This is a genomic window from Weissella thailandensis, assembly GCF_001932615.1.
In the GTDB taxonomy this organism is placed as follows: Bacteria; Bacillota; Bacilli; order Lactobacillales; family Lactobacillaceae; genus Weissella; species Weissella thailandensis.
This window is the reverse complement of sequence record NZ_CP014332.1, coordinates 1,622,548-1,640,757: the sequence shown is the minus strand read 5'-3', so window position 1 is coordinate 1,640,757 and position 18,210 is coordinate 1,622,548. Positions and strand designations below refer to the sequence as shown.

The following is an 18,210-nucleotide window of genomic DNA, read 5'->3' as shown; positions in this document are numbered from 1 at the left end:
TTAAGCCATCACCTGTGTAAGAATTTCATCTCGCATTGCGGTTAAAGTCGTTGTTTGAGAGGCATTGTTATCAAGCAAATCTTGAATTGCAAAAAACGCTTTGTATATATCTGCATTCCCAACAGGAACCTCAAAGTTCTTAAAAGCATCTTTTGTATAAAACTCACGGGCGCTGCCAGTTTTATACCCCTGCATTTGTGAATTGGCGTATGTCACTAAGTTATAGATATATAACCCAGGCATCTCGCTGTTCAACGGCCTGAATCGCCACATGTTTTGATTTTGGAGACCACCATTGGTGCGAGATGTTACAAATCCTGTTTTACCAATAGAAGCCCCAACCATTACTAATGCCGTATCGAATGTTTTAAATTCAAATTTTTGATATTTAGTGCGGGATTCATCAGAAATATATTTCAAATTTTGCATATCAAACAGATTGTCGGCACCGATATTCAAGGTTCTAACAATAGGTGTATCACTAAATCCAATATATTCCCTACTCTTGAACGCAAATCCGTTCTGAATGTCAGTTAAATTTGCCAAGTTGGTCAATTCACTACGATCATCCTCAAGAACTGCTTCGAATAAAATCTTTGATAATTCGAATAAATTATCATTTATCTTGCCATTTAGATTGATTTTATGATCTAAAGGGTTAAGTTTTGATACTATAGTTTGTTGTTTTTCAATTGATGGCAGGTCAAAGACATAATTAGCTACAACATCTGTTTGAACACGTTGACGTCCACTCGTACCAGTCATTGATTTAATAGCCATTTCTCTAAAAGTGTTTGTTGTTGCTAGGTAATAAAGATAATCTGGAAGTATTTTATCTGTTGGGCGAAAAACTAAGAACTCTGTAGATCCAAAGCCAATTGAATCTTTGGGGATTTTTGTTACAAATGATGTTTTCCCATTTTCTAATGAAGGTGTAATGCGAGCAAATAAAGTGTCATCATTCCGAAATTTAGTGCCACCTGTATACTTACAGATTATATAATTTGGTATAAATTTTGTATAAGGTTGGATACCTTCCATAGCTACCTTATGGGCAAGAGAGCCTTTAGGTAGCTTTTCTTTTGGGTTTATAGTGACCACGTCACTGAACTTAACAAGTGTCATCCTATGTACTTCCTATGTGAAATTTTAACATTAGCTTGATTTACCATGGCATAGTGCATCGTTGTATCAATTCGTACATGTCCTAGAAGTTTTTGAACTTGTTCAACAGGCATTCCTTTGTCAATTGCCCGAGTTGCTAACGTTCGTCTAAATTTATGAGGATGTACATGATGCACAGAAGATTTTTTGCCGAGTTTTTTAATGATTGATTCTATTGTACCAATAGTCAGACGATTATATGGTAATTTATTTGCGACAAATAGTGCACAATTTTTATCTGATCTTGTAGATAAATATCGCTGTAAGTGAATCTTAGTTCTTGCGTCAAAATATACCTCGCGTTCAGCACTTCCTTTCCCAAGAACTATAGCAGATCGATCATAAAGTTTTATATCATCTATATTTAGGTTGACTATTTCGCCGACACGAACTCCTGTTGACGTCAAAAATTCTACAATAGCTCTATCTCTATATGACAAAGCAGATTCACGCAATCGTTCAAGCTCCTCGTCAGTTAGAGTTTCTTTGACAACTTTCGTGGTCTTTACCTTATGTATTCTTCTAACTGGAGATTTTACGATAAAATCTTCGTCTTCAAGCCATGAAAAAAAACTTGAAAATATTCGACGTATATTGTCAATAGTTACGTTACTAGAATTTTTTTGGCTTTGAAAATCTGATAAGTAGTTTCGAAGATCATCTGTAGTTATTTTTTTCAGAGTCTTTTTAATAGTGGTCAGTAGTTTAGAAAGAGTGCTTTTGTAGTATTTAAGGGTCTTTACTGATTTTCCTTCTACTTTTTTGGCAGAAAGGAATGAATCTAGAAGTTTACTGTTGCTGTTGACAGATGGTAATAGTTTGCGTGTTATGTCATATTTTTTTAAGATTTCTGAAATTTGATCACTAAAATGATCACCAACAAGTTCGGTAAGTTGATTAGTTAATTCTGTGTTCATAATTTTTCCTGCTTTTTTGTATTTGAAGCTAGATTAGCATATTTATTTAGACATAAAGGTATAAATGATAATTTACTTTATATAGCAGAAGCAATATTTAAGCAAAAGTTTCCAAATATAGAAAAAGGGCAAAAAAGTGTTAAGGATTATTTGTTACCTAAGCGAGGCAAAGGATTATTAGCAAAAGACGCTCGCCCTGGAAATATACCAGTAATTGCAGGTGGTCTTTCTCCTGCAACTAAACATGATATAGCTAATACCAAGGCACCTGTGGTTACAATTTCGGCATCTGGAGCAAATGCAGGTTATATTAATATCTGGTTGGAACCAGTTTGGTCATCAGATTCTTCGTTTATTGATTCAACAATTATCGAAAATGTATATTTCTGGTATGTATTATTAAAAAGTCGGCAGCAAGAAATTTTCGACATGCAAACGGGATCGGCTCAACCACATATCTATCCAAAACACATTGGAATAATGCCTATTCGTGAAATTAGTACAAAAGATATTTTGGAATTTAATCATTTAATTACGCCTTTTTTTAATACAATTGCCAATAATTTAGAAGAAATTTCAACTTTATCAACAATAAGAGATGTTTTGTTAAAAAAGATGCTAAGTTAAATAGCCAAATTATCATTTATGCTTAGGAATTTCCCCAAATGGGGACGCTTAAAAGGTATAATACATATAAGAGTTATAGTTTTTCATATTGATATGCAATATGATACATAGAGCATGGGGAAGGTGAGGTCATGGGCAAAAGTTCATTTACTTTGGAAGATGATATTGAGCAACAAGCGATTGATTGGTTAGTTGAACAAGGCTATCAGGATATGCGTGCAACTAGCAATGGGAGCCACAATGAAGGAATATTATTGGAACGTGAAAATGATGAACACAACGTGCTGTTGACGGATCGGCTACGTACTTCCTTTGAGCGATTGAATCCGGGATGTTTGGCAGAGGATTATAATGAAGCGGTGCGACAAATGCAGCGATTAGCTGATAGTCCGGATATGATGATTAATAATCATCAAATGCATAAGTTTTTAATTGAAGGTGTAAAAATTTCACGTTCTGTAAATGGTGAAAATAGAACATTAACTTTGCGACCACTTGATTTTGGGAATGTTGGCAATAATGACTTTATTGTAACTAATCAAGTGACTGTTATACAGGGCACTCGTGAACGGCGACCTGATATTGTACTGTATATCAATGGCTTGCCTTTAGTAACATTTGAACTAAAAAATTTATCAAATGTTGATGCTGGTATTTCAAATGCATACAATCAATTTCAAACTTATAAGCGTGATATTTCTAATTTTATGCAATATAACGAAATTTTGGTGACTGCTGATATGGTGCAGGCACGTGCTGGATCTTTAACGGCAAATGAATCGCGGTTTATGCAGTGGCGTTTGCCTGAAGAAATTAACGGGAGTGTTAAACCATTATTTCAGCTTGAGAGTCTTATCAGAGGAATGATGAACCCAGTAACGTTGCTGAATATAATTAAAAATTTTATTATTTTCGAAACTGATGGTGATAAAACGATTAAAATTTTAGCAGCATATCATCAATATTATATGGTTAATAAGGCGGTAGCATCAGCAAAACATGCAGTTACAACACCTGGTGATAATCAAATAGGGGTAGTATGGCATACACAGGGATCAGGTAAATCGTTATCGATGGTATTTTTCTCAGGAATTGTTAGTCGTGACTTGGGAAATCCTACAATCGTAGTTATTAACGATCGCAATGATCTTGATAACCAACTTTCGGGTACATTTGCTGCGGCAAGTGAATTTCTGGGACAGGAACCTAAGCAAGCAGAGTCACGTGAGGAAATGCGACGTTTATTAAGTGTTAACTCTGGTGGTATTGTTTTTACTACGATGCAAAAATTTTCACCGGAATTTGATAATGGTGAGACAGAAATGCCTGTGTTGACCAATCGTGAGAATGTTATTGTCATGGCTGATGAAGCTCACCGAACGCAGTATGGATTAGGTGCTAAGTATTCAAAAGATGGTGAGACAAAATATGGTTATGCAAAATATTTACGTGATGCATTACCGAATGCATCGTATATTGGCTTTACGGGTACACCAATTGATCAGTCAGATAAATCAACTAAAGCAGTATTTGGGGACTATATTGATGTTTACGATATGACTCGAGCAGTAGAAGATCATGCAACAGTAAAAATTTACTATGAAGGCCATGTTATTTCTTTGGAGCTAGATAAGAGTGAACTAACAGAAGAAGTCGTGGATTTCTTAGACAATGATTTAGAAGAGAATCCAGCTGCAGCAAAGTACGCTCGTTTGGAAGCAGTAGCTGGATCAGCTTCTCGAGTAAGAAAACTTGCTGAACATTTTGTCCAGCATTTTGAAACACGACAAAAAGCAGAAAATGGTAAAAGCATGATTGTCGCTATGTCACGTCGAAATGCGGTTGCTATTTATGATGCGATTGTTAATCTTAGACCTGATTGGCATTCAGATGATTTGAATAAAGGAAAAATCAAAATTATTTTTACGGCTAATGCTTCAGATGATGAGTATCTAACTAAACATCATACAAACAAGAAAGAACGAGAGCAATTACAGCGTCGTATGAAGGATAACGATGATGAATTAAAAATTGTGATCGTTGTTGATATGTGGCTAACAGGATTCGACGCTCCGTCTACAAATACGATGTATATTGATAAGCCGATGAAGGGGCATAATTTAATGCAGGCTATTGCTCGTGTCAATCGGGTGTTTAAGGATAAGGATTCTGGCCTAGTTGTTGATTATATTGGTATTGCCGATAATTTGAGAGCAGCTTTACAACAGTATTCGCCATCCGATCAGGAACAAGCTGGCATTAATATTGAGAAAGCTATTAGTGTGATGCAAGAAAAGTATAATATCATTACACGTGATTATTTATATGGAGTTGATTATACTGACTTTAATTCTTCTGACCGATCTTTGAAGCTAGAAACGTTTAGAAATGTATTAGATGATCTACTCTCAGATGAAGAATTTGCTACTAATGCAAACCAATATGATCCTGCTGAACCAATTGATCCAGAGAAGTTAAATAACCGTCAAAAGGGATTTAGAGATACTGTCACCCAATTACAACGTGCATTTGCGCTAGTGGCTACAACAACTGAAGCACAAGCAATTTCCGAAGAATTAGCATTCTTTGTTGCATTAAAAAATGCCATGATTAAAATGCAAGTAACTGGTGAAGGTGGCGGTGAGCAATCTATAGATTATCGAATGCGTCAACTGTTGGATAAGTCTATTATTCCTGGTGAGGTTGTTGACTTGTATAAGCAGCTTGGCTTAGAGCGTCCAGAACTGGATTTGTTATCTGATGAATTTTTAGCTGAAGTACAAAGTATGCCTCAGAAGAATGTAGCGTTAGATTTGCTAGAACGATTACTAAAGGGTCAGGTAAAAGCATTAACGCGTACTAATTTAGTTAAGGCTAGAAAGTTTGATGAAATGCTAGCTGATTCCATTGAATTATATAATGCTCGTGGTCTAACTACTGAAATTGTGATTAGACAATTAATTGAAATGGCGAAAGATATTAATAAGGCTCAAAAAGAAGGTGAAGATCTTGGACTATCACCAGAGGAAGTTGCATTTTATGATGCATTATCTGATCATGATAAAGCTCGTGAGGAGATGGGAGAAGAAAAGTTACATCAATTAGCAGCCAAATTAGTTGAAGAGGTTCGTAAGAATACAGGGACTGATTGGATTAGACGTGAATCGGCACGTGCACAAATGCGCGTAGCAGTTAAAAGGTTGCTACGTCAATTTGGATATCCACCTGATTTTGCTGCAGAAGCAATTGAGACGGTTGTTACCCAGGCTGAAAAGATGGCAATGAATGAAATATAACTATTGTGGAAATTATTAATAAAAAATTTATATGTGAGTAATTAATGTTATGGACACTAGAATTGAAGAATTAAAAACCGGGATTATACAATTAACGCCAATTGGAAGAATTGTGATCTATGAAAATCTTTTTATAGAGAGTTTGTAGATGATAGAGATGGGAAGAGGTTCATATAAGTAAGCAAATTAGATAATAGACATTGAATCTGGTAAAGAAGTGCTACAAATAACAACTGTGGTACTTTTTTGCATGATTTATTTACAATGTACCTAATCTAACGTATTTTGTGACATAAGGTCACCTCCTGAATGTATTACCTGACTATTTATACTGAGGTAACCTAATCATCCAGAGTTGCATAATAGAAAGCAATAAAATCGTTTCAAAAACCGAACTGTTTTGAAGCATCAAATACATATTTTATTTATGACAGGATAACCTGTTAAAAAATTTGTATTGGAGAAACAGACAATGGAATATGCAGTGGTATATGATATGGTTGGGCAGTATGTTGTGCCAACAATTACAAAATGGGCAGGTGATGGAACCAATGACCAACTGTATAAAACATTTGAAGGGGCAGTTGATGTCATCGCGTTACGTCCAACGACAGATGACAAAATAGGATATGACGCTTGGGTTCGTGATGATGCCTTAGCGACCGGTATTGCAAGTGCCTATCGCGTGCAATTTGGTCAAGAATATTTTGGGATGGCTTTGCTACCACAGGTAGGAACAGGGTTAGTTGTGTTAGGTACAGATGATGTGGGGCATACAAGCGGACTAACAGCTGAACAAGCACAAGAAGTACAAAAAAAGCTAATTATTACAAAATGGTCGACAAATCTGTGATTATTATGCGGATACTAAATTTTATAGACACATATTTTGACATTGTATAACAATGATGTATAAGTAATGAGAACTAGCCAGATGAGGTTGGTTCTTTTTTGCATAGGAGGAAGATATGGATGTTACACGTATAGTGCCAGAAATAGAATTAGATATCGTATATTTGGCCGTGAGTTTGCTAGACATGCAAAATGTGCAACGAATAGATTTTTCAGGATTGGATAATGTCAGACTGGATATTGATGAGATGGAACCAACTATGGTGCCATCTTTTTTATTATCTCAGCAGACAGTCAATTGTTTTATGTTAGCTGGTACGATCAATCAAAAAGAAGAGTTGTTGGTAGTCGTTTATTGTGATTTGGATGGTAATTATATTGGTAAAGCAGCTTTGTATCATGGAGACGTTGCCTTTGAAAAGAAAGTGGTTGAAAACACATGGCAGTAGATATTATCTCAATTATTGTGAAAGAAATGATGATTGCAGTTGGCAAAGCATTAATTGAAGTAAGTGCCAGTTTACGTTAAGTGAATTGGTTATACTTTTCATGCAATGACGCAAAAATTGGTTAGATAAAGCATCCTAAAAATGGGGATGCTTTATTTTTTTATCATTTATAGAAGGAGGTCATAAGAATGAAATTACCTAAGGGAATTGATTTAATGCCCAGTGGCAAATATAAGGCGACGGCTAGTATTGGGTCAGGTAACACACGTAAGCGTAAATCGAAAAGTTTTACAACAGTGAGTGAAGCAAAAATATGGATGCAAGAAATGAATGCCGATATGCATTCAGGGACAACCTATGTTGGCGATGATGCCAAAATTACGGATGCTTATAATGAATGGGTGGCTACTTTTGTGACTAGTAAGGTCAGTCCAGCAACTGAAAAAGGCTATTATTTTACAGGAAAGATCCTTGCCAAGTATTGTGAAGGTTGGTTAGTGAAAACGTTAGATAGGCGGCACTGCCAAAAGTTGTTCAATCAATTAATCGCTGATAACTATACCAAAAATACAATTAAGAAAATCAAGGTACATGTCGGAAAGTATTGTCGTAGTTTGGTTACAGAAGGGGTTATCAAGCGAAATCCCATGCAAGAAATAGACATTCGAGGCGCACGCTTAGGTAAGGATGCCAATCAAAAATTTATTAGTATCGGTCAGTACAAGCAATTGTTGCAAACACTAAAACAACGACCAATATCACAGATGACACCTTACACGATGGTTATACTGGTTATTTTGTGTACCGGTATGCGAGTAAGTGAGGCCATTGACTTACGACAGGATGATCTTGACGAAATCAAACTGACGTTACGCGTTGACTCAAGTTATTCACGAACGGTGCACGATAGTAAAGCACCTAAGACCAAAAATTCATATCGAACCATACCCATACCCAAATTTTTATTGCAGCGCTTAAGAGAATGGCGGTTTGAACAGAATCGCTTGTTAATGCTAAATGGTCATCGAAATCACGAGCAACATTTATTCATCACCAAGTTTGGTAATGTGCCAGATGCAAGCAGTGTGAATTACTATGTGCAAAAGCTAGAACATACAATCTGCCAGATACCAGTGGGGCAAACAACCTCAACGCATTCACTTCGACATACTTACGCAAGTTATTTATTATCACGTGAGGGTGGTAATCAGTCATTACAGTATGTCGCTAATGTATTAGGTGATACCCAAGCAATGGTACAAGAAGTGTATGCGCATTTGATGCCAGAAGAAAAAGCATCACAAGCCAATGTGGTTCGTGATGCTTTGGAAGTTATTTAATATGGGTTAATTGTCGTGCATATCACCTTTTGTGTAAATTTTTTTAACCGACAGCTTCTTTGGATTGCCTTCAGTTGAAGAAATAGTAGTAGAAAGCATATTGCTTTCTTTTTTTTGTGCAATCAAATCTAAAATATCCTGGGCGGTAATAACAACATCAGTATTCAAAAGACTATTCATCATACGCTCAAGGAATATACCATCTTGGTCAGTTAGTAGCGGGTCGCGAGAGTTCGCAAGCATGCCAAAGTTTACGTTCTTGTATTCATGCAAGAACATGAACAGCTTGGATGACCATTCTTTAGTTGTTGCGTAAAGCAGCCAAGTATCAATTGGGGCGCGGGTAATTGACCTATCAGCATTTGCCAAATTAAGAAGTACTGGTTGATTACGCAATAGGTCAAAAGTATAGTTAAATTTTCTAATGCCCAAACGAATATTCTGCATTTTAGTGTTGAAATCTTGAATTATGTGATTATCAGTAAAGTTATATGGGTCTAATAGCGCAGACAAATCACCAGGGATAAAGTCATTCAACTGATCTAAAATAGCAGAAAATTGTTCAATATCACGGATCGAGGCCGCTTTAATTTGATGATTCAGGTACATAGTGGCTGCTGCAAATTTGAATTTACTGATTGAATTGATATTTGGCTTATCGTTACTGAAAGAGGCTAGCTCTGGTAGGTCAGTTACGTCCAGGTGGTACAGGTCCAAGAAAGCTAATAATGCTTTTGTAATAAAAAATTGATTAGATTGTGTTACTGAAATTTGTGATAAATGTAACTCATTATCAGCATCCTCTCTGCTAAAGCAAACGTCCAAGGGCAAGGCCAATAAGAACATGCTGTAAATTTTAACCATCGAGTTTAATAATGACAGTGGTTCTTTCAATTTGGTCTGCAAATCCGTAATTTCTTCAGAGAACGGCTGATTGTTTATGATTGCAAATTGTTTTTGAGCATGCAAGTCATTTAAATCATCCCAAGTAGTTTCCTTGAAGTTATGATAATTAAAGTCACGCCTAAATCTTTGAATGGATTCACGATTTGATGGCAAAAGTTTCCTCCATTCAGAAAATCGCTTGTCTAATATATCTTCAACGTATTGGGAAGGCAATGAGTGAAATATGAATAAGGGAATTAATAGCGCATCGACAGGACTGTTCTTATCTAGTTCATAAAAAGTGTAAAAATTTTTTTGTGTTTTCATTGCGGTATGCCAGTCACGCTTGTAGATACTACTTAGTTCAAACGAATCATCATCATCATGTCCAATATCTAGTTCATCATGAACATAATTGCGTATTTCACTGTTACTTGCAAAAAGGTGGGGATTAATATCGTGAGGCATATGTTTTTTGGAATTATTACAGATATTAACTATAGGCTGGTACTTATCAAAGCTTTCAGTGTCGCCCGATTTTAAGCCACTTTTATTGTTAAGACTATCTACCTTCATACCAACATAAAGACTTAAAAATAATACTTGCTTCTTTTCAAACGTTATAAAATTCATTTTCGCTACCTTTTATATATTTATAGTATTTGTAAGTATTGAGGATTTTACTGGAGATACGTAACGTTTATTCTTTCACAACCTGATTGTATATTGAATAGTGTACCAGGTACAAGAAATTGAACAGTTGTTGATCAGCACTGGGTTATGTTTATTTTACAAAAAAATTCAGGAGGATAATATGGTTAAAAATTTTTTAGTGGACGAATCGTTTAATGAGCTTATACTACCTCAACTTAATTCAAGAGGTTTTACCATTAATTATTATCAAATCATTCAGGATTATCTCAGTGACAAGTTAATAATAGATGATACATTTGAATTTCGAAGATGGTCTACTGGATTATTAAATATGCAGGGTCGAGTAATTGACGAGACTGCTGGAGTTGTACATGTTGTTGGTAGGCACGAGGCATATGCGAATATTCCCATGCAGATAAATTGTAGTGCGCCAAACACGCAAGCTATCCCCAAATGGTGCCGAGATTATTTAGTTGCACCTACGGGAAGACGATTTGTTGCATTGGACATTGGCTCTGCTGAGCCTCGTGCGTTAGCTGGTGTTGCTGATGATGAAAAATTGCGAAGCGCAATCTCTGAAGGCCTGTACGAGTCCATTGGCATGTCATTATTGAAAAATACAGACATTGAATTACCTCGTAAAATGGTCAAGCGGTTGTTTATGGGATACCTCTTCGGGCAGTCCCTAGGTGGGGTTATTACTACTTTAGCAGAAATTTCGCTGGATGCTGGATGTGCTCGTCAAATTTTTCAAGAACTTCAGGGGTTATTTCCAAAGTCGGCAACGTTTTTACAGACAGTAAGCTTGAAAAATTTTGCATACTTACAGGGGCAGTATACAGATATTGATGTGTCTGATAAGCGCCGCAACCAACGTAGATCGTATGCCGCGTCTAGTATTGTCGCCGCATTGGTAAAAAGATGGGCAGTCAGATTAAGCGAAATGCACTCAGATTGGTGGGTTCACGAAATTCCGCGGGATGCATTGTGGCTTTCTGTTCCAAAGCAGCAAAGAAACGAAGATATTTTAGTAATAGCAAGGAAAAGTTTGAAGATGGCTCTTACGGATTGCCAATTTGAAGGCTTTCCGTTTGATGATAAGGTAATAACCTTGAAAGGGATAGGTGCATAGAATGGAACTTGGAACAAGTGTTACAAAGAGACTACCAAATAATGGTGATCTGGTAGATGTAATTTTAACAGGTATTAATACTCATACGGAGTTTAATGAGTTCAATGGGGAGGTCCGATGGCGTGCCTACTTACTTGACTTTAAACCAAAGGACGGTATGATCTTACCCTTTACTGTGAGGGAATATTTGACTGACAATTTGGATGATTCATTTCAAACTATTAATCCGCATTTTCGTCAATTTATTGACAGGTGTAATAACTTCGCTTTAAAGAAATATGGTGTAGATAGGTATGATTCAAAGTATTTGGTTAACGCAGAGTTTACTGTGAAGGTGAACTACGATCGAAATTTGCGACCTTCCTTCGAGTTGGTCAAGATTAATGAAATTCCAGCATTAAATAAAAGTAACGGGACTAATGGTATTGGTTTCATGGGGGCGGGCAATGATTAAAACTCAGACACTGCAAAGTGATATAGAACATTTTGTATCGCCAGTCCTATCACAAGATAAGATACTAGCTATTCAAAAGTTCGAGAATTTACATTTGTCAGAGCAACAACTTGGTTTCATAACTAATTTAGCCGCGCAAGAACTATCCAATGGCTTAGTGCAGTTATCCGAAACATATGGACCTAAGCTGGTGCTGTTACTAAAAAGATACCTTTCGCAAGGGTTAAACGTAGAGCTAGTGGACGCTAATGAACAAGTTGTTTCAAATGAATTAGTTGCACAACTCAGATTGTTTTTACAGAAGGTTGTGTATGCCCAACTCTGTATACCAATCCAAAAAAATAATCGAAGAAGCATTGCTGATGGTAGTAAAATTGCATTTGGCATCAGGTCAATTGTTCAAGTTGTCGTTGATACGAACCAAACTGTTTCAACTGATAATGCACGTATTTATTGTGAAAATACTGGGCTGTATGAGCCTTTAGAACAGCATTTTGGGTCATTTTGGACAGTATTAATGACAAGAATATTGGGCATTCATATTAATCAGAATATTGAAAATGAAATTTTAACCTCGCTTGTTAGAATTGCTGAACGTTTTGATTTTCGCCGGTTTAATCGCAATTTTGTTGGGGTCGGTAATGGGGATCTGGACTTGGATTCATTTGAAATTGTGGCTAGCTCAGCCTCACATTTTATTACTTATCGCTTGCCAGTTAGTCCTAATCAGAAGAACATAAATATCACACCTGCTTGGCAGCAGTGGTTGAATACACAATGGGGTGATGATGCTGAAACACAAATTTTCTTATTAGAATGGACGGCTGTGCAGATACTACCGCAATCGGTAGGTCAATTTGTTCTATTTTATAATGATGGCTCGGGTGGTAAGACAGTTTGGATGAATGTTGTTAGGAATGGCCTTTTGGGTCCGGAAAATGTTGCGACAGTAACTGCAGATAAATTTCGCCATAATTTTGGTCCTAGCATGCTTCTGCGTTCTGACTACACCATGAAACTCGCCAATTTGGTTGATGAATCACCTAACGACTTTGATATGAGTTTCTTGAAAAAGGTTGCTGATCCGTCGTCATATTTAACAATTGACATAAAAAATCGTCAATCAATAACCTGTTCGCTAGCCATCAAAATGACTTTTGCTACTAACTCTCTAGATTTGAGAATTGGCGGTGAATCAAATTACGGTACCTTTCGAAAACTCGCATTGGTATATTTTCCGAAGCGAATTTTACCTAGTGAACAGGATAGCACGATAGAACAGCGTATGATTGGTGAAATGGATGATATGGCTGGATTGCTATTGCATATTCTTCGAAAGATGAGGGATCGTAAGAGCTTTCAACCAATTGAATCCGCAAGTATGTTGACCTGGAAAAATGACTTCTTTAATAAGTATGGTAATAGTCCAATGTCTATTGTGTCAGAATTTATTGATGAGCGGGTCACGATTGATGCTGGAAAGCTTGCTAATTCAAGGCAGATTAAGGCTTGTTTTGATGAGTATATTCAAGTCAATAATCTTGAAAAGGGTAAATTTCATTCTGACCAACTATTTTGGAAAGAATTTAAGCGGGTAATGCGTGAGAAGGGTTACAATCCCGTTTCGCGTAAGTCCAATAGTATTCGTATATATGATGGGCTATCAGTCTTAACGACTGAAGAATTAAATGCAAGTGTTAATGAATAAAATGATAGGGGTTAAAAAATGACTAAAACGATCGATAATGAAATGGAAATTTTATTGAGTGCTTCAGAGGCTGCGATGCTATTGGGAGTCTCAAGAGCTACTTTTAAGGATATGGTCCACCAATATGATTTGCCAAGACTGCGAGTAAATAAAGCAATTAAGTATCCCAAAAAAGCTTTATTGGAGCGCATTAATCACATCGCTACTCATTTTCAAGAGTATTTATCGTTAGAAGATTTGTTAGCATAATCAGGAGCGCGGTATGCAGAAATTAGCTAATGGACGGTATAAGGCCACGATTTCAGTGGGAAGTGGTGAGTTCAGACGCCGTAAAAGTAAAACCTTTGATACTTTGACTGATGCTCAAAATTGGGAATCAAAGATGAAACTTATTAAGGGTGATTCAAGGATATTGCAGGCTAATCATATTTTAGTACATGTGGCCTTTGATGCTTACATTGAGAAATACAAATTTCAATCTGTTGAAGCGGCGACATATCAAGGATATTTAGCGACAAGCAAACTCCTGAAAAGAACAATTCCTAATCTGACGTTGAGTGAGGTATCATATAGCACAATACAAAAGATATTTGATCAACTGAAACGGCAAGGTTTATCAAAACCAACACTGTTGAAGCATCGTAGCAATTTGCATGCATGTTTTGCGATGCTTGTGCAAGAAGAAATGTTGGCACATAATTATGTTGATTTAGTTGATTGTCGTATTCCCAGAAAAATCACTCTGAATACTAAGGCACGAGTACTTTCCATCAAACAATATCAAGAGTTAATCGAGTATCTAAGTAATTTGAAAATACCAGAGATGAGGTGGTGGCACGCTTTGATGTTGCTAATGTTCACAACAGGTCTTAGAACGCAAGAGGCCCAAGAAATAAGAATTAGTGACATTGACTTCGAAAAGAATTGTGTGCGTGTTAACAAGGCTTACTGCCGTATATCGCATGCAACGAAGGTCACTAAGACGGAACGTTCAAATCGAGTAGTTCCAATCCCACATAAGGTTATTATTAAGCTGATGGAATGGCATCGTTATCACAAGATTAGTAATGGCACAGATAATGAGGCATACGTTATTTTGAATGACGCAAAAAGGGTGCCAGATTCGGCCACTTATAACTATCATTTCAAGGCAGTTTTGCATGATGTGTTAGGCATTCCACTGGGAGAATGTATTTCACCGCATGGTGCCAGAAGAACCTACGTTAGTGTGATGCTCTCACCTGATTTTGGCGGATTGACTCTTGATGGTATTGCTAAAATTGTTGGTGATACACCAGCTGTTGTAGAAACTTTTTACCATGAGATAATGCCTGAGACAAATATTCGCGAAACTAAACAAGTATTGAGTAAGTTCAGCCAACTAATCAAATAACAAATAAGTCGATCAGCAAATGGTGATGTTGCTGGTCGGCTTATTTTTTTGTATTTGGGGTTATTGGGTACATTGGGCATAGCTTTTTGATTAGGTCGAGGGGTGTTAGCATCAGAAAAATTGTTTGTTGTCTATTAATAGGAAAGGTATATATTGATATAGATAGCAGAAGGCCGGGACATTTTCGTCTCGGCCTTCTGCTGTTATAGATAGAAATAAATTAGTTAATTAGTGTGTGAAATCAATGACCATACGACCAACAATTTGATTGTTCTTCATTTCATCAATGATATCATTAATCTCAGATAGCTTACGGGTGTGGACCATTGGCTTCACACGATGTTCAGCACCAAATTGGAATGTTTCTGCTAAATCTTGACGAGTACCAACTAGTGATCCAGCAACTTTAATACCATCTAGCACTGTCTTTGAAATGTTCAATCCCATATTTCCCTTAGGTAAGGCGATAGCGACCAACGTACCATCAGGGCGTAATGCGTCAACGGCTGTTGTAAATGAATCTGGACTAACTGCTGTGATGATGGCACTGTGAACACCACCAACTTTATCTTGCAACAGTTGTGAGGCATCTTCGTTGCGAGAATTGATAGTTAAATCAGCACCTAATTCCTTAGTAGCGGCTAGTTTTGCATCATCAATATCTACCGCAGCAACGTGAGCGCCAAAAACATTATGAGCATACTGTACCGCTAAATTACCTAAACCGCCAGTACCGACAACTTCAACCCATTGGCCAGGCTTTAGATCACCAGTCTTCAGACCTTTATAAACGGTCACACCAGCACAGGTCAATGACGTTGCTTCGATTGGATCAAGACCCTCAGGAACCTTAACTGCATAGTCCGCTGGGACGATGCATTCTTCAGCCATGGCACCATCAACATTAAATCCTGAATTTTCTACATTTCGACAAAGGGTTTCACGGCCAGTTGTACAATACTCACAATGACCACATCCTTTGTAGAACCAGGCAATTGATACCCGATCACCAATTTTTAAGCTGGTTACACCGTCAGCAATCTTAGTTACTTTACCAACGCCTTCGTGACCAATAATGCGACCTGGTACTTTACCAAAATCACCAGCAGCGACATGTAAATCTGTGTGACATAGACCACAATATTCCATTTTTACAAGTGCTTCACCATATTTCAAATCCCGTAGTTGAACATCTTTAATATCAACATATCCATCACAATTATCTCTGACAACGGCTGCTTTCATAGTAATTTCCCCCAAATTATTTATTGACATTTAAACATTTAAAGCATATCAAAAAAGACAAAAAAGGTAAAGTGAAAACAATACAAATAATCACAAAAATACTACTTATTTTATTTAACAATATGTTAAACAAAATCATCATTTCTGTATAGTGTAATTTTAATTAAATATGTGTATTCTAGGGGTAAGGAATACGGATTAAGCAGTATTTCTTAAAGATTTTGATTTGAAAGACCATGGTTTATTGCATTGAAGAGGGGGGAATAATTTATGAATTACAGTAGTGGTAATTTTGAAGCATTTGCACACCCACGAAAGCCAGTCGGTGTTGATCAAAAGTCGGCTTATATTGTCGGTGGTGGTCTAGCAGGCTTGGCCGCAGCAGTATTCTTGGTTCGTGATGGTCAAATGCCAGGTAAGCAAGTTCATATTTTAGAAGAATTGTCTGTACCTGGTGGTTCGTTAGATGGTACTGAACGACCAAATATTGGGTTGGTCACTCGGGGTGGCCGTGAAATGGAGAATCATTTTGAAACGATGTGGGACATGTATCGTTCAATCCCATCTTTAGAGATTCCCGGGGCATCATATTTAGATGAATTTTATTGGTTAGATAAAGATGATCCAAATTCTTCAAATACGCGTTTAATTTATAAACGAGGACAACGCGTGCCAACTGATGGTCAGTACACCTTAGATGAGAAGTCAGTTGAGCTCATCAAGTTAATCATGACACCGGAATCAAAACTTGGGCGCACAACAATTGAAGAATTTTTCTCACCTGAATTTTTTGAGAGTAATTTCTGGATGTATTGGGCAACGATGTTTGCTTTCGAAAAATGGCATTCAGCCATTGAAATGCGCCGTTATACAATGCGTTTTATTCATCATATCGATGGGTTACCTGATTTTAAAGCATTGAAATTCAATCGATACAATCAATATGATTCAATGGTTTTACCAATCATAAAGTATCTTGAGGGATTTGGAGTCGACTTCCAATATAATACGACAGTAGACAATATTGATGTTGATATTAATGATGATGATCGCACGAAAACGGCACGTAAGTTATTCATGCATGTAGATGGTGAACAACAGGAGCAGCAATTAACACCGAATGATTTAATATTTGTGACAAATGGCTCGATTACTGAGAGCACCACATATGGTTCTCATTATGAAGCAGCACCAGTTACCAATGAATTAGGTGGTAGTTGGACACTTTGGAATAATCTTGCCGAACAATCAAATGAATTTGGTCATCCAGCAGTATTTTATGACAATTTACCAGAAAAAAGCTGGCATGTGGCAGCAACAGTAACGATTAAGAATAGTGAGCTGGAACCTTACATTGAGCGTTTAACGAATCGTGATTTACATGATCATAAAGTCAATACGGGTGGTATTGTAACGATTACAGACTCTAATTGGCTGATGAGCTTTGCAGTCCACCGTCAACCACATTTTAAACAACAGTCTGAAAATGAAATTGTGGTTTGGCTATATGCTTTGTATTCCGACACACAGGGAAACTTTGTTGATAAGACAGTTGTTGAAAGTACAGGTGAAGAAATTACACAGGAGTGGTTATATCATTTGGGTGTACCGGAAACAAAAATTAAAGCACTGGCAAAACAGGATAATATTAATACAGTTCCTGTTTATATGCCATTTATTACGTCATACTTTATGCCAAGAGTTGCCGGTGATCGACCAGCAGTTGTACCAGATGGATCAGTGAACTTGGCATTTATTGGTAATTTTGCCGAATCACCAACACGTGACACGGTCTTTACAACAGAGTACTCAATTCGAACAGCAATGGAGTCTGTATATACGTTACTAAATGTTGAACGGGCAGTGCCGGAGGTGTTTAATTCAGTATATGATATTCGAACATTACTGCGTGCAATTTACTATATGAATGATAAAAAGAAGCTAGCTGATATTGACTTGCATATACCAAAGTTAGTTCAAAAAACAGCATTGCATAAAATTGATGATACTTGGGTAGCGGAGTTGTTGAAAGAAGCTGGGTTGCTTTAATCGAATATTGAAAGAACGTTAGAAAATGAAGTTGGGACCAACGAA

General features: G+C 36.9%; 15 protein-coding genes. 11 read left to right on the top strand and 4 right to left on the bottom strand.

Annotation, left to right across the window (positions count from 1 at the left end; genetic code table 11):
• Positions 1-1,125, bottom strand: a complete 1,125-nt coding sequence (locus FOL01_RS11210) for a restriction endonuclease subunit S (protein WP_075270161.1) — start codon at positions 1,123-1,125, stop codon at positions 1-3.
• Positions 1,122-2,081 carry a site-specific tyrosine recombinase/integron integrase gene (gene xerA, locus FOL01_RS08165; protein ID WP_075270160.1) on the bottom strand — a complete coding sequence of 320 codons (960 nt, stop codon included), beginning with the start codon at positions 2,079-2,081 and terminating at the stop codon, positions 1,122-1,124. Before xerA ends, FOL01_RS11210 begins: the two co-directional genes overlap by 4 nt.
• A gap of 150 nt (positions 2,082-2,231) precedes the next feature.
• On the opposite strand from xerA, the gene FOL01_RS08160 reads away from it, so the two are divergent.
• The 5 genes from FOL01_RS08160 to FOL01_RS08140 all read left to right on the top strand — a co-directional run bounded on the left by FOL01_RS08160 (position 2,232) and on the right by FOL01_RS08140 (position 8,645).
• Positions 2,232-2,708, top strand: coding sequence for a restriction endonuclease subunit S (locus FOL01_RS08160; RefSeq protein WP_237342625.1), 477 nt, complete (start codon positions 2,232-2,234; stop codon positions 2,706-2,708).
• Positions 2,709-2,839: 131 nt separating this feature from the next.
• Positions 2,840-6,004 (top strand): type I restriction endonuclease subunit R, encoded by a 3,165-nt coding sequence (locus FOL01_RS08155; RefSeq protein ID WP_075270158.1) that lies wholly within the window; start codon positions 2,840-2,842, stop codon positions 6,002-6,004.
• 472 nt (positions 6,005-6,476) lie between these two features.
• Positions 6,477-6,857, top strand: a complete 381-nt coding sequence (locus FOL01_RS08150; protein WP_075270157.1) for a hypothetical protein — start codon at positions 6,477-6,479, stop codon at positions 6,855-6,857.
• A gap of 115 nt (positions 6,858-6,972) precedes the next feature.
• Positions 6,973-7,305 (top strand): hypothetical protein, encoded by a 333-nt coding sequence (locus FOL01_RS08145; RefSeq protein WP_075270156.1) that lies wholly within the window; start codon positions 6,973-6,975, stop codon positions 7,303-7,305.
• 188 nt (positions 7,306-7,493) lie between these two features.
• A complete protein-coding gene (locus FOL01_RS08140; RefSeq protein ID WP_075270155.1) occupies positions 7,494-8,645 on the top strand; it encodes a tyrosine-type recombinase/integrase in 1,152 nt (383 codons plus the stop codon).
• Positions 8,646-8,651: 6 nt separating this feature from the next.
• Here FOL01_RS08140 and FOL01_RS08135 read toward each other — a convergent pair whose 3' ends face one another.
• Positions 8,652-10,163, bottom strand: coding sequence for a hypothetical protein (locus FOL01_RS08135; RefSeq protein ID WP_075270154.1), 1,512 nt, complete (start codon positions 10,161-10,163; stop codon positions 8,652-8,654).
• A 181-nt stretch (positions 10,164-10,344) separates the two neighbouring features.
• Here FOL01_RS08135 and FOL01_RS08130 point away from each other — a divergent pair, with 181 nt between their 5' ends.
• Genes FOL01_RS08130 through FOL01_RS08110 form a run of 5 tightly spaced genes read left to right on the top strand, consistent with a single transcriptional unit; the run spans position 10,345 to position 14,871 of the window.
• Complete coding sequence (locus FOL01_RS08130; protein WP_075270153.1) at positions 10,345-11,316, top strand: hypothetical protein; 972 nt, start codon at positions 10,345-10,347, stop codon at positions 11,314-11,316.
• A 1-nt stretch (position 11,317) separates the two neighbouring features.
• Complete coding sequence (locus FOL01_RS08125; RefSeq protein ID WP_075270152.1) at positions 11,318-11,770, top strand: hypothetical protein; 453 nt, start codon at positions 11,318-11,320, stop codon at positions 11,768-11,770.
• Positions 11,763-13,478, top strand: coding sequence for a hypothetical protein (locus FOL01_RS08120; protein ID WP_075270151.1), 1,716 nt, complete (start codon positions 11,763-11,765; stop codon positions 13,476-13,478). The genes FOL01_RS08125 and FOL01_RS08120 overlap by 8 nt, the downstream gene beginning before the upstream one ends.
• Positions 13,479-13,496: 18 nt before the next feature.
• On the top strand, positions 13,497-13,727 hold the full coding sequence (locus FOL01_RS08115) for a helix-turn-helix domain-containing protein (protein WP_075270150.1): 231 nt from the start codon (positions 13,497-13,499) through the stop codon (positions 13,725-13,727).
• 13 nt (positions 13,728-13,740) lie between these two features.
• Positions 13,741-14,871: a tyrosine-type recombinase/integrase gene (locus FOL01_RS08110; RefSeq protein WP_075270149.1), complete on the top strand. Its 1,131-nt coding sequence runs from the start codon at positions 13,741-13,743 to the stop codon at positions 14,869-14,871.
• Between the two features lie 228 nt (positions 14,872-15,099).
• On the opposite strand, the gene adhP is transcribed toward FOL01_RS08110, so the two are convergent.
• Positions 15,100-16,116, bottom strand: coding sequence for an alcohol dehydrogenase AdhP (gene adhP, locus FOL01_RS08105; RefSeq protein WP_075270148.1), 1,017 nt, complete (start codon positions 16,114-16,116; stop codon positions 15,100-15,102).
• Positions 16,117-16,386: 270 nt separating this feature from the next.
• Between adhP and FOL01_RS08100 the strand changes: the two genes are divergently transcribed.
• A complete protein-coding gene (locus FOL01_RS08100) occupies positions 16,387-18,165 on the top strand; it encodes an oleate hydratase (protein ID WP_075270147.1) in 1,779 nt (592 codons plus the stop codon).
• The last annotated feature ends 45 nt before the right edge of the window (positions 18,166-18,210 follow it).